The organism is Pseudomonas sp. P4_C4, from assembly GCF_056402055.1.
Map to the genome: position 1 here is coordinate 30727 of NZ_JBFUID010000052.1, position 12780 is coordinate 43506.

The 12780-nt window shown below is 57.4% G+C and carries 11 protein-coding genes and 1 pseudogene; 6 read left to right on the forward strand and 6 right to left on the reverse strand.

What is annotated here, in order from left to right:
- Positions 1–3: 3 nt before the first annotated feature.
- Positions 4–1053, reverse strand: coding sequence for a homoserine dehydrogenase (locus tag AC1DXW_RS23605; protein ID WP_477755769.1), 1050 nt, complete (start codon positions 1051–1053; stop codon positions 4–6).
- 702 nt (positions 1054–1755) lie between these two features.
- Here AC1DXW_RS23605 and AC1DXW_RS23610 point away from each other — a divergent pair.
- Positions 1756–2778, forward strand: coding sequence for an IS110 family RNA-guided transposase (locus AC1DXW_RS23610; RefSeq protein WP_477755770.1), 1023 nt, complete (start codon positions 1756–1758; stop codon positions 2776–2778).
- Positions 2779–3067: 289 nt separating this feature from the next.
- Positions 3068–3430, forward strand: a complete 363-nt coding sequence (locus AC1DXW_RS23615; RefSeq protein WP_477755771.1) for a DUF6124 family protein — start codon at positions 3068–3070, stop codon at positions 3428–3430.
- Positions 3431–3759: 329 nt separating this feature from the next.
- Here the strand turns inward: AC1DXW_RS23615 and AC1DXW_RS23620 are convergent, their stop codons facing one another.
- From AC1DXW_RS23620 to AC1DXW_RS23640, 5 genes are all read right to left on the reverse strand, one after another.
- On the reverse strand, positions 3760–4197 hold the full coding sequence (locus AC1DXW_RS23620; RefSeq protein ID WP_008003746.1) for an Lrp/AsnC family transcriptional regulator: 438 nt from the start codon (positions 4195–4197) through the stop codon (positions 3760–3762).
- A gap of 22 nt (positions 4198–4219) precedes the next feature.
- Positions 4220–5599, reverse strand: coding sequence for a threonine synthase (gene thrC / locus AC1DXW_RS23625; RefSeq protein ID WP_477760525.1), 1380 nt, complete (start codon positions 5597–5599; stop codon positions 4220–4222).
- Between the two features lie 16 nt (positions 5600–5615).
- A complete protein-coding gene (locus AC1DXW_RS23630) occupies positions 5616–6506 on the reverse strand; it encodes a LysR substrate-binding domain-containing protein (RefSeq protein ID WP_477760526.1) in 891 nt (296 codons plus the stop codon).
- A gap of 60 nt (positions 6507–6566) precedes the next feature.
- Positions 6567–7997, reverse strand: a complete 1431-nt coding sequence (locus AC1DXW_RS23635; RefSeq protein WP_477755514.1) for an amino acid permease — start codon at positions 7995–7997, stop codon at positions 6567–6569.
- A 150-nt stretch (positions 7998–8147) separates the two neighbouring features.
- Positions 8148–9425: a cystathionine gamma-synthase family protein gene (locus tag AC1DXW_RS23640; protein ID WP_477755515.1), complete on the reverse strand. Its 1278-nt coding sequence runs from the start codon at positions 9423–9425 to the stop codon at positions 8148–8150.
- Between the two features lie 121 nt (positions 9426–9546).
- Here AC1DXW_RS23640 and AC1DXW_RS23645 point away from each other — a divergent pair, with 121 nt between their 5' ends.
- From AC1DXW_RS23645 to AC1DXW_RS23660, 4 genes and pseudogenes are all read left to right on the forward strand, one after another.
- Positions 9547–9804 (forward strand): hypothetical protein, encoded by a 258-nt coding sequence (locus AC1DXW_RS23645; protein WP_477755516.1) that lies wholly within the window; start codon positions 9547–9549, stop codon positions 9802–9804.
- 119 nt (positions 9805–9923) lie between these two features.
- Entirely contained in the window at positions 9924–11324 is a 1401-nt protein-coding gene (gene gabP, locus AC1DXW_RS23650) for a GABA permease (protein ID WP_477755517.1), read from the forward strand.
- 114 nt (positions 11325–11438) lie between these two features.
- Positions 11439–12554 (forward strand): choline metabolism transcriptional regulator GbdR, encoded by a 1116-nt coding sequence (gene gbdR, locus AC1DXW_RS23655; RefSeq protein ID WP_477755518.1) that lies wholly within the window; start codon positions 11439–11441, stop codon positions 12552–12554.
- A 72-nt stretch (positions 12555–12626) separates the two neighbouring features.
- Positions 12627–12780, forward strand: a pseudogene (locus tag AC1DXW_RS23660) (NAD(P)(+) transhydrogenase (Re/Si-specific) subunit alpha); the annotation flags it as partial.

Here is a 12780-nt window from a genome sequence, read left to right on the forward strand (position 1 = left end):
GTCTTACTCCTGGTTGCGTGCAATGGATTGATGGATGCTGACGATGTCCGAGAGCAGCGCAAACGCTGTTTCCGTACGCCCGGCTCCCGGCCCCGAAACCGTTACCGCACCGAGCAGTTGCGAGGTAAACGACACCGCGTTGGTTGCGCCGCCAACACTGGCCAGCGGATGATCGTTGTGCAACAGCCGCGGTTCGACACTGGCACTGATCGAGCCGTCGGCATTGCGCATCGCCGACCCGATCAGCTTCCAGCGAGCGCCGTCCTGCCGGGCTTTTTCGATGTCGCCAAGGCTCAGGGACGAAATGCCGCTGCACGTGACGTCACTGACCGTCAGCTTTGCGTCCAGCAGTTCATTCGCCAGGATCACCACCTTGAGGCGTACGTCATGCCCCTCGACATCCGCCGTCGGATCGGCTTCGGCGTAGCCCAGTTCCTGAGCCTTGGCAACGGCCTCGGCAAACCCCAGGCCGCCTTCCATGCTGGTGAGCACGAAGTTGGACGTGCCGTTGAGAATCCCTTCAAAACCGACAATGGAGCTGCCTGCCAGCGCCTGCCGGGCCAGGCGAATAACCGGCGTGCCGCTCATGACCGAGCCTTCGTATTCAAAGGCGACATGCTTGCGTCGAGCCAGCGCCTTGAGCTCCGCGCCGTGCAAGGCGATGGGGCCCTTGTTGGTGGTGACGACATGCTGGCCGCCCTCCAGTGCCCAACGGCAGAACGACGTCGCCGGTTCACCGTCCACCGGGTTGGTGAAGGTGGCTTCAACAATAATGTCCGCGCCGCAATCCTTGATCACCGCTTCGTTGAGGGCTGCGACGTCGCCACCCGACAGTTGCGCCAATGCACCTTTGACTGCCGGCAATTGGGCCAGCACATGGGCGTCCAGCCCTTCGCGACCAATCACCGAACCGAGAAACAAGTCGGTCACACCGACGATTTTCAGGGTGAAACCCAGTTCTGTTTTCCACTGTTCGTTACGTTCGGCAATCAGCTGAGCCAATGCCCGGTTAACACCACCAAAGCCAACCAGCGCCAATTTGTATTCAGTCATTTTGTTATGCCCTTGATCCGGGTGATGGGTTGTTGGGCACTAGGTTAGGGCTGGGCCCAGGGCAGTGAAATAGGCCAATTTGCTCTATTTTATGGGCGTTTTGACCAGTGTCAGGACAGAGCTTCAGAATCGGGTAGGAGGCGGACCAATCTTGACCACCACATCCCCCCTGTAGGAGCGAGCTTGCTCGCGAAAAACCGGAGAACGCCGCGGGGTGTCAGGCTTTCAGCGTTATCGTTGACGACCATCGTCGGAACGCCGCCCGGAGCAAGCTCGCTCCTACAGGCTATTGCGCAAGCTCGCGCCACCGATTTGGCCTTTGAACAGTGCCTGTTTAACGGCTGTCAGTGTTACTCGATGAAAGCTACAACGCCTTGCGTCGTTGCCTACAGGTACGCCAGAATCCGCCGGCTTGTGCGCATTGGGGCCGCTCGGTAACTTGATTCGCGTCACTGCCCATCAGTGATCGGGTTTAGCAGCCCGTGGTGATTTGAAACGCATTTGCATTCCAGACAGTCAGGTCATTTCATGCCTGCACTTCATGGTAGCTGTGTGCAGGGCGCCTTCGGGCGCGCCGGTTTCAGGTCTCCCCGGTCTGCTAACCTGCGCACAGCTGCCACCCTAATGAGATGGTCAGCCCAGTACGGGAACCCCGTTAAATCTAAACTTACCGGGCTTCTCACTGATTTGCGGAGACCTCTCATGGATATCTTGGACTTGCTCGGCCTGGATATTGGAAAAAGCACCTTTCATCTCATAGGGCACGACGCCAAAGGCAAGGAAGTATTGCGCAAGAAATTCAATCGCAACCGCTTGCTTGAGTTTGCCGCAAGGCTGAAGCCCTGCACCATAGCGATGGAGTCTTGTGGCGGTTCACACTGGCTTGCTAGGAAGCTCTTGTCCTTCGGTCATCAAGTGAAATTGATCGCGCCGCAGCATGTGAAACCTTACGTCACCGGGAATAAAAACGACTACATCGACGCTGAGGCAATCTGCGAAGCCGCATCCCGTCCTAAAACACGTTATGTCGCCATCAAAACCGTGGAACAGCAAGTGCTATCGACACAGCACCGTCTTCGGGAGGCGTTGGTAGTCCATCGGACTCAAACGATAAATCGCATTCACGGGTTCTTGCTTGAGTTCGGGATCGCGTTGCCTGCAACAAAAGCGGCTATGAGTCAGGTTCACCAAATTATGGACGACCCTGCCGCAGAGTTACCGCAACAGCTGAAATCCTTCATTGAACATCTGCTAGAAGAGATGAGACGGCTCACCGACGAAATTAAGGCGATTGACCGGAGTATCAAAGAGCAAGTGGACGCTGATGATGCGGGAACACGCCTGATGAGCATCCCCGGCATCGGCCCTATCATCGCTAGCGCGTTGCTGGCCGACGTCGGCGACGCTTCCAATTTTCACTCATCGCGAGACTTCGCCGCTTCGCTGGGACTGGTGCCGAGGCAGTATTCAACAGGTGGCCAAACCGTTCTTTTGAACATCAGCAAGCGCGGTGATAAATACCTTCGAAAGCTTATGATTCAAGGCTCGCGTGCAGTTCTGGTGCACATAGATAAACGTACCGATGCTTTGGGGACTTGGTGCAGAGACCTGTTGATACGAAAGCACCCGAACAAAGTCGCCTGCGCCTTGGCCAATAAATTGGCAAGGATCGTATGGGCTGTTTTAGCTCGCGGAGTTAGCTACAACGCACAATCCATGGCTTGATCGAAATTCACTACCGGCTTTTGCGACGACAAGATGATGACGATAAACAGCTCAACTCCTGCATGAAAACCTGGCAAACGAGACAGCTCTCGAAGCTGGCACCCTTTTTAAGGACAGGCAGGAGCGATTACTCATCAAGGGCCAGGCGGCAAAACTGCCGACCACGAGCCCGGATACATTAGCGCAAGCATGCTTTACCGCTCATCGCTCGTGGTTGCAGGAGGTGGGCTGACCATACATTCGTTTAGCAGCGATTCGGTGACGGCTCCAAATTGTTGGAGACTGAAATATGTTCAAGGTCACACCAAACCCGCCAGACGCCGATCCCGCCTCGCCCTACGAAAGCCCCGATTCAAAAAAACTCAACGAGGCCGCCGAGCGTGCCCTCGCTTACCACTTCCCCTCAACCGCCGACATCAAAGCTACCCCCAGAACAATCAGCACGCTGTTTACCGTCGCCCCTGAAGTCACGACTGAAACCCTGATGGTCTATCTGGTCGAGACCCTGGCCTCGGTCGATGTGATGGTGCATCAACAGGTGGATCATCTGGAGGGTGGTGACCGCAATGCCCTGCTGGGCATTTCCAACAGCGTGATGCTCGCCGAAATCACCGCGAACCGCGTGCTCGATCAAATCGAACCGGTCGCATAAACCCGCAATACCACATACCCCTGTGGGAGCGAGCTTGGTCCGGGCGGCGTTCCGACGATGAGGCCCTGTCATCCAACATCTCTATTGACTGTCACGCCGCCATCGTCGGAACGCCGCCCGGASCAAGCTCGCTCCCACAGGGATTGTGGCCGACCGTGGGATTGGCGGTCACTGAAGATCAAAACTGTAGGAGCGAGCCTGCTCGCGATAGCGGTGGGGACATGGTTGCTTTTGCCCTGGCAACATTGGGATGAAACGGGTGAGAGTGCCATGCCTGGCGCACGCATAAAAGCCAACACACGTTGGCTTTCAGCGGTAAGAAAAATGGGCTATACGACAGACGACAGCACAAAGGAGGTCACGGTATTTTCCACCCCGGGCAACGCGGCAATTTCAGTCCAGACCTTGTGCACCCGCTGCGGACTCGCAGCACCCACCCGCAGCATCAGGTCGAATTCACCGCTCATGACATCGCACTGAATGACTTCCGGAATGGCCCGCAGCGCTTGCAGCACTTCCGCACCCCGCATCCGGTCGTAGCGGTAAACGAAAATCACCGCGTTGATGTTCGAAGTGGCTTGTCGCCCCTCCCCCGTGCGTACCGTATATCCCTGTATTACCCCGTCGCGTTCAAGTCTTTCTATACGTTGGCGCACCGCATTGCGTGACAGATTGACCTTGGCTGCCAGCTCGGCATGTGCAGCCCTGGCATTGAGCTGTAGCTCCGCGATGATGTGTTCATCGAGGGGGTCCAGAATTCGCTTCACTTGGCCTCCTGTTGCCGCGCCTTCACAGCGCGCTGAGCAGCTCATGGATGGTGTCGAGATCGTCCGGTTGAATCCGGTAAACCTGCGCCTGTCCTTGCGTCGCGACCTCAGGTTGCGATCCCGCCAAACTGATGCCCAACTCGCCAAGCAGTGCCGCCGACTTGACCGGTGAGATTTCCCCCAGGGTCACCATGGGCGCCACCAGGCTTCGCCGATACAACCGGGCGGCCAGCACACCAGTGGCTGTATGCGGGTCGATGACGTATCCAGTGTCACGATACAGCGAGGTGATTTCCGTCAGCGTCTGCTCATCACTGACCGCATAGGAGTCGATGATCATCCGCGCCTGCAACCAGAACTCGTTGGCGATGACCATCTCGCCGCTGGACTCGAACCCCTCCATCAGGGCACACACCGCCTGGTCGTCACGCCCGTAGAGCTCCCAGAGAAACCGTTCCAGATTGGAAAAGATCGACAGGTCCATGGCAGGCGAAAGCGTCTTGTTGGCTCGTGACCTGCTGTAGTGGTTCTTCTGAAACAACTGATGCAACGCGTCATTCTGGTTGGTCGCAACAATCATCTGGGTGATCGGCAGGCCCATTTTTTGCGCGATGTAGCCTGCGTACACCTCGGCAAAACTCGCCGCCGGCACACTGAAACCGATCGGACGTTGACCACCCCCCAGTTGCAACACGGCGTGGAAATAAAACACCAGTTGCGCCAACACACTGACCCAGTTACTCGAGTTGAAACTGATCGCCTCGTGCTGCGCATACGGCCATTGTCGGAACAGCCGGGTGACGATGGTCTGGCAATCGTCGAAGCTGCCATTCACCGCAAACTGATGAACCCTTGGGTGCGCCGCTGCTCGCAGATGCTGGAGTTGGTCCAGGGGTACGCCCTTCTCTGGGTAAAACACCACCACGGGGGTGTCCTCACAGTGCTTGAACGCCTCGATGGCCGCCAGCCCGGTATCGCCGTTTGTGGCACCGATCACCACCCCACGACGCCCGCGCTTGTGCAGAAAATACGGCACCAGCCGCGCCTGCAACTGCGCGGCAAAATCCTTTGAGGAACGAGTCGGCCCGTGGAACAGTTCCAGCACCCACTCGTTACGATCGACCTGATGCAAAGGCGCCAGGGAACGATGGCTGAATTGACTGCCAGCCTCTTTGAGCATGCGCTTGAGGTCTGTCTCGGGGATCGCCTCGCCCACAAACGGACTGATCACCCTGTAGGCCAGTTCGTCATAGGGCAAGGTCGACCAGTTGGCGATATCCTGCGATTCAAACAGCGGCAGTTCGAGCGGTACGAACAGCCCACCGTCCTCGGCAATGCCAGACAATACGACCTGTTCGAAGTCGACCTGCACGGCCGAATTTCGGGTACTCACATAACGCATGGTTGGCTCCGGCCATTCATTTGAAACGATGTGCCTGCTCGACCAGCCAGGTGGAAAACATCACCGCGTCGGGGTGCTGCTCGGCCCCGGAACCGCGCACAAGGTAAAAAGACTCGCTGGCTTCGATACGCTGGGTAAAGGGTTCGACCAATCGTCCATCCTGAAGCATCTCCTCCACCATCGAGGACCGCGCCAGGGCGATCCCCTGCCCTAACTCGGCCATGCGCAAAGTGCAGATCAATGTGTCGAACTGCATGCCGGTCGAGAAATCGACGGTGTCCGCACCGACCATGTTCAACCAGTAACCCCAACCCTCTTCGTAGCCCAGGACATGCAACAGCGAATGGTGCGACACGTCCGCAGGTACCGTCAGCGGCGACCTTGCCATCAGGTCCGGCGAGCAGACCGGGAACAACGTGTCCCAGGTCAGGCGCTGCGACACCAGGCCGGGCCATTGACCGTGGCCCCAGCGAATCTCCATGTCATCCTCCCCGTCCAGTTCCTTGACCCAGATATTGCTGATGTAGCGGATATCGACATGCGGATGCGCCTGGCTGAACCCTGCCAGCTTGGGCGCCAGCCAATGCACGAAGAACGCCAGGCTGCCACGCACCTTGATCGGCCGACGTTTGTGCTGGCCAAAAATTTCGTTGGTCCCCACTGCCAGTCGCGTGATCGCATCCTGCACCACCGGCAGATACGCCTGGCCTTCCTCGGTCAGTCCCAAGCCACGGGGCAAGCGCTTGAACAGTGCCACTCCAAGATGGCTTTCCAGTTGGCGGATCTGCTGACTGACTGCCCCCTGGGTCAAAAACAGCTCTTCGGCAGCATGGGTGAAGTTCAAACAGCGGGCAGACACCTCGAATGCCCGCAGCCAGTTCAATGGGGGTAGCGTCTTTTGCTTCATGGCTTGAACCTCTTGGACGCCCCCTCCACCGAGCACGCTTGCCCATCCCGTCGACGCTGACTAGAACGCGTCGGACGGTTGTGCCAAGGGGGCAACCGACAAGCGTCGCTCGCGGCTTTTGCGGGTAATGTAATACACGAAATAGCACCAGGCGATGAAAGGCAAACCGAAGTACAACGCCACTCGCTGCTCCGGATCGAACGCAATCCCGACACACGCCAGACTGCAGCAGACCAGCGCTCCCAGCGGCACCCATGGATAACCCCGGACACGGAATTTCAAGTCGCGGATGTCACCGCCGTTGGCCACATAGTGACGGCGAAAAGCAATCTGGCTCGCAGCGATGCTCATCCAGACCACCACGACCGCCAATCCGGAGATCGACACCAGCGCCAGATAGATGGTGTCGGCGGCAAACACGCTACTGAGCAACGAGGCAGCCCCACCCGCCATGCTGACGATAATGGCGTTGAGCGGCGTACCCATGCGAGTCAGGGCCGAGAACCGCTTGGGCAGGTGACCCTGGTCACTCAGCGTCCAGAGCATCCGTGACGCGGCATACAAACCGGAGTTGGCGGCCGACAGCAAGGCACTGATGATCACGAAGTTCATGATGTCTGCCGAATAGGGAATCCCGATGTAGGTAAATACAGTGACGAATGGACTCTCTACCAGGCCGGCCTGCTCTCGAGGCAATAGCGTCGCCAGGACGAAAATGGTCCCCACGAAAAAGATCGCCAGGCGCAGCACCGTCGTACGAATGGCACGCGGCACGTTGCGCTGCGGGTCCTTGGTTTCCCCAGCGGCAATACCGATCAACTCAGTGCCGGAGAACGCAAAAGACACCGCCAGTAACGTCATTGCTATAGGCATGACTCCGGTAGGAAAAAGTCCTTCGCGAGTGAAGTTGCTCAGCCCGATACTGTGGCCCTGATCGATGTGCAGCAGACCGAGAATCGCGCCACCGCCGATCATCAGAAACACGATGACGGTCACCACTTTAACCAGAGACAACCAGAACTCGGTCTCCGCGAACAAACGCACCGAAATCACATTGGTCAGAAACACCAGGCCCGCAAATAGCGCACTCCAGATCCATACCGGTGTATCCGGGAACCAACGCGCCATCAAGATACCGGCGGCGGTGAATTCAGAACCGATGGCCACCGTCCAGGTCAGCCAATACAGCCAAGCCACGGTATAGCCGGTACCAGGCCCGAGAAAACGGGTGGCGTACGTACTGAATGAACCGGTTTCCGGCATCTGTACCGCCAGTTCGCCCAGGCACATCATCACCATGTAAACCATGAGCGCGCCGATGATGTAAGCGATCACCGCGCCCAAGGGACCGGCCTGGTTAACCGTGTACCCGGACGTGAGAAACAGTCCGGTGCCGATGACGCCGCCCAATGCCAACATGACAATATGCCGTGTTTGCATCTCCTGTTTAAAACCGGAACGCGAATGAAGTTGTTCTTCTTTTATGGACATGGTTGTTCTCATGAAAGTTATTAGGGCTCGAATTAACGTCTGCGATGACTGACTGGGCAGAGAAAAAACAGATCGCCACTAAGTTTTATTATTATTCCACTTCATGAACGCCCCACTCACATCCTTGCAGTGAGGTTTAACGCTAACGCTTCAGTTTGCAACTTCGGCGCAACTTTCATTGATTGAAAGCTGCGTGTTTGCTTGTGCGGGTCCGTTGCCCGCCTCCCTGACAAATGCGAACGCCTGTTTCAGGTCGTCGAGCAGATCGTCGGTGTCTTCAATGCCGACAGAGATCCGCACCAGCCCTTCGGAAATACCCAGGGCCAGGCGTTCCTCCAGCGTGTTCTCGACATGGCTGGTGGTACGGGCCGGACCGTAGATGGTTTCCACCGCACCGAGATTGCCCGCGCAGTGGGCGAATTGCAGTCGTGGCAAGAGCACCTTGACCGTGTCCATGCCGCCCACCACGACAAAACTGACGATTGCACCGAAACCGGACATTTGCGCGCACGCCACCGCATGATTCGGATGGCCGGGCAAGCCGGGATAATTGACCGACTCCACCAAGGGTTCGACGCAAAGATACTCTGCCAGAGCACGGGCACTGCGTTGCTGCTGACGCATGCGCAGCACCAACGTTTTCATGCCGCGAATGATCATGTAGGCGGAGAACGGGTCGAGCGTCGCACCGTTGATTTCCCGGTAATGACGCACCTTGCCCATCAGTGATTCACTACCGCACACCAGGCCGCCAAGCACGTCGCCGTGGCCGCTGAGAAACTTGGTGGCACTGTGAATGACCACGTCCACACCCAGCGCCAGCGGGTTCTGATTCAATGGCGTGGCGAAGGTGTTATCCGCCACCACAATGGCACCGACGCGCTTGGCCGCAGCCACCAGACGCTCGATATCGAGTATTTTCAGCGTCGGGTTGGTCGGTGTTTCCAGATACACCAACTGGCAACCTTTGGCGATTTCGCATTCGATTTCTTCGTGATCGAACGTCTCGCACAACGTCACGTTCACACCGGTGCGCGGCAGGAACTCTTCGAAAATCTTGTTGGTGCCACCATAGCTGTCCCTGGTCGACACCACCCGATCGCCATGGGCCAGGAAGGTGTAAAGCACACTGCTGATCGCTGCCATCCCGCTGCTGAACGCCACGGCAGATTCGGCCTGCTCCAACTCGCGAATCTTTGCCTCGAGGGTCTCGACTGTCGGGTTGCTCATGCGGCTGTAAATAAAGCCGGGCGCCTTGCCCAACGCAACGTCGTACCAGACATCGATGTCGTCATAACCATAGGCGGCACTGACCACGATGGGCGTTTGAGTGGCGTTGTAGGGATGCCTGACTTGCTCCCCGCCCCACACTGCACGGGTTCCCGCACCCGCATTAACAAACCCTGCGCTGCCTGGTTTTTTATTCATAAAGACTACTCGCACTGAGGGTGGCGAATGTTGAGTCACTCACCGGATCTGGCGGCCAATATAGTGAAAAGCAGCGCCGCCGAGAAACGATGTTATCGGTGCCAAAGGGCCGCTTTTTTTAATGGCTGCGATTGCGCAGATTCAGGTCAGTTGCGGCAGCGAAACGATCTCTTTCAGGAGCGACATCGGCATTCAATACTCCGATAACGTGAGTTTTTCCTTGATCGCGCGCGGCTGCCAAAACCTCGGCATCAACGACGAGTGCAAAGTTTTCCCGTGTCGATATCAGGCACGGAGGTGGCGCGATCAGGTATCTGGATTGTCGGACAAGCCGGGTAAGGTGGCGCAACTTTTCACTGCGGTGGCCACATCGCGGTGACAGAGCTTATAGAACAGTAGCGTTGAGGACTGTCGCTTTCAGGAGGGGCAACAGCAAGCCCCTGATCGCCTACCCCTCACTCAGAACGCTTGAATGTCGATCGCCAAAGAGTAAAACCAATGATTAGCCCGAGCTCCAAGGATTCGTATGGCCAATTGGCGCAGGGCTTCAAGCCTCGTCACGTCACAATGCTGTCAATCGCCGGTATCATCGGCGCCGGTTTATTCGTTGGCTCAGGACATGCCATTGCCGCTGCCGGGCCGGCCGTCCTCCTGGCCTATCTATTCTCAGGCCTGCTCGTCGTTCTGGTCATGCGCATGCTCGGTGAAATGGCGGTGGCCAACCCGGACACCGGTTCGTTCTCCACCTATGCCGACCAGGCAATAGGTCGTTGGGCAGGCTTCACCATCGGTTGGCTCTACTGGTGGTTCTGGGTGCTGGTGATCCCTATTGAAGCACTGGCCGCCGGCCATGTGTTGAACCAATGGTTTCCCCAGATCGATGCCTGGCTGTTCGCCCTGGTGTCGATCATTGCGTTGGTGATCACCAATCTGTTCAGTGTCTCCAAGTACGGCGAATTCGAATTCTGGTTCGCCATGGCCAAGGTGGTGGCGATCATCGGTTTCATCGGCGTGGGTTTTGCCGTGCTGATGGGCTGGGTGCCCGATCGGGAAGTCAGCGGATTGAGCGGACTGATGGCCGAGCATGGCGGATTTGCCCCCAACGGCCTGTCGGCGGTAGTCGGCGCTTTCATCACCATCATGTTCAGCTTCATTGGTACTGAAGCGGTCACCATCGCCGCCGCCGAATCCGACAACCCGTCGCAGAACATTGCCAAAGCCACGCGTTCGGTGATCTGGCGCATCGGCGTGTTCTACCTGTTGTCGATTTTCGTGGTCATCTCCGTGGTGCCCTGGAACGATCCGCTGCTGGCCCAGGTAGGCTCCTACCAGCGGGCACTGGAAATCATGAACATTCCGCACGCCAAGTTCATGGTGGACGTAGTGGTGCTGATCGCCGTGGCCAGTTGCATGAACTCCTCGATCTACATTGCCTCGCGAATGCTGTACTCGCTGGGCCGTCGTGGCGATGCGCCGAAGGCGCTGAAGGCGACCTCCTCCGAAGGCGTGCCGCGGGCAGCAGTCATCGCCAGCACCGTGCTGGGCGCAGCGATCACCGTGTGGAGCTACTTCATGCCCGCCGGGCTGTTTGACTTCCTGCTGGCCAGCTCCGGTGCGATTGCCTTGCTGGTGTACCTGGCCATTGCGGTGTCGCAGCTGCGTATGCGCCGGATGCTACATCGGCAGAATGTCGAACTGGCCTTTCGCATGTGGCTATTCCCGTGGCTCACATGGCTGGTGATCGCGTTCATTTGCGCAGCGTTGGCGGTCATGATGATCACCCCAGAACACCGTAGCGAAGTGAGCTCGACCATTGGCCTGGCGCTGGCGATTTCCTTTATCGGTCTGGTGACATCGCGTCAGCCTGCGCGGGATGCAAGGGCGACGTCGGTGGGATAAACCCAGGGAGGTAATTGCGCCGAACCTGATACTCCCTACGCCGAGGCTGGGGGGGGGTATTACAAGCGCCTGTGTCTGCGGCCGTAATCGCTCTTTGTGAGGACATGACCTCCGATGTCATCGAACTCCACCGTTTCTGACGGTACCACTACAAAATCAGTTGGTTTTCTGCTGCTGGATAAATTCACACTGATTTCCCTGGCGTCAGCCGTAGAGCCACTGCGCATGGCCAATCAGTTGTCGGGGCGAGAGCTATATCGCTGGCATACGTTCAGCCCCGGTGGAGAGCCTGTCTGGGCCAGTGACGGCGTGCCGATTACGCCGGACGGTTCGTGGAGCAATCCATTAGTGGCGGACACTGTAATCGTGTGCGGCGGTGTTGGAATCCAGAGCGTGATTACCCGCGAGCACATTACCTGGCTGCAAGCCCTTGCGCGTCAATCCAGACGGCTGGGAGGCGTGTGCACGGGCAGTTGGGCACTGGCCAAAGCCGGGCTGCTCGATGGTTATGAGTGCAGTGTGCACTGGGAGTTTCTGGCCGCCATGCAGGAAGCATTTCCGCGAGTCAGCATCAGTGCGAGTCTGTTCACCCTCGACCGAAACCGCTTCACAAGCTCCGGCGGAACGGCCCCTATGGACATGATGTTGCACCTGATCGGTCGCGATCATGGTCGTGAATTATCTGCTGCCATTTCGGAAATGTTTGTCTACGAGCGCATACGCAACGAACAGGACCATCAGCGCGTCCCCCTCAGACATGTGCTGGGAACTCAGCAGCCCAAGCTGCAGGAGATCGTTGCGTTGATGGAGGCCAACCTCGAGGAACCGCTCGACCTGGATAACCTTGCAGAATACGTTGATCTGTCACGTCGACAGCTAGAGCGGCTATTTCAGAAATACCTTCACTGTACGCCGTCGCGCTACTACATGAGGTTACGTCTTGTTCGAGCGCGACAACTGCTTAAGCAAACATCATTGTCGATCATTGAGTTGGCGTATGTATGCGGTTTCGTGTCCACACCCCACTTTTCCAAATGCTATCGCGAGTACTTTGGTGTTCCACCCAGCGACGAGCGTTCCGGCTCTGAAATGAGTCGCATAGCGGCAACGCTTGCGACTACGCAGCAGTCATCGACCAGACCACTGACAGCGCTCGACCAGGCACGAAACGAATCGACTTTTGCCAGTGTTCGAATGATTGATCGTTCCGATTTGGCGCAATCGTGCTGATCGGCCGTCCCTGCCGCCCCATTCATCCGTAGTGCATGGGTTTACTCAATAAGATCACGCAGGAGATTTGACGTGCACATTGGTGTTCCTCTCGAAACCCAGACCGGTGAAACACGGGTTGCTGCAACCCCGGAAACCATCAAAAAGCTGATCAGCCAGGGTCATAAGGTCACTGTACAAAGCGGCGCCGGCGTCAATGCCAGCGTAGTCGACAGTGCCTATGAAG

Excerpts from the sequence above, each read along its gene's own strand:
- AC1DXW_RS23640 (WP_477755515.1), bottom strand. The coding sequence starts at position 9,425 with ATGAATAAAAAACCAGGCAGCGCAGGGTTTGTTAATGCGGGTGCGGGA.
- AC1DXW_RS23615 (WP_477755771.1), top strand. The coding sequence starts at position 3,068 with ATGTTCAAGGTCACACCAAACCCGCCAGACGCCGATCCCGCCTCGCCC.
- thrC (WP_477760525.1), bottom strand. The coding sequence starts at position 5,599 with ATGCGTTATGTGAGTACCCGAAATTCGGCCGTGCAGGTCGACTTCGAA.
- gbdR (WP_477755518.1), top strand. The coding sequence starts at position 11,439 with ATGTCATCGAACTCCACCGTTTCTGACGGTACCACTACAAAATCAGTT.
- AC1DXW_RS23630 (WP_477760526.1), bottom strand. The coding sequence starts at position 6,506 with ATGAAGCAAAAGACGCTACCCCCATTGAACTGGCTGCGGGCATTCGAG.
- gabP (WP_477755517.1), top strand. The coding sequence starts at position 9,924 with ATGATTAGCCCGAGCTCCAAGGATTCGTATGGCCAATTGGCGCAGGGC.
- AC1DXW_RS23645 (WP_477755516.1), top strand. The coding sequence starts at position 9,547 with ATGGCTGCGATTGCGCAGATTCAGGTCAGTTGCGGCAGCGAAACGATC.
- AC1DXW_RS23610 (WP_477755770.1), top strand. The coding sequence starts at position 1,756 with ATGGATATCTTGGACTTGCTCGGCCTGGATATTGGAAAAAGCACCTTT.
- AC1DXW_RS23635 (WP_477755514.1), bottom strand. The coding sequence starts at position 7,997 with ATGTCCATAAAAGAAGAACAACTTCATTCGCGTTCCGGTTTTAAACAG.
- AC1DXW_RS23605 (WP_477755769.1), bottom strand. The coding sequence starts at position 1,053 with ATGACTGAATACAAATTGGCGCTGGTTGGCTTTGGTGGTGTTAACCGG.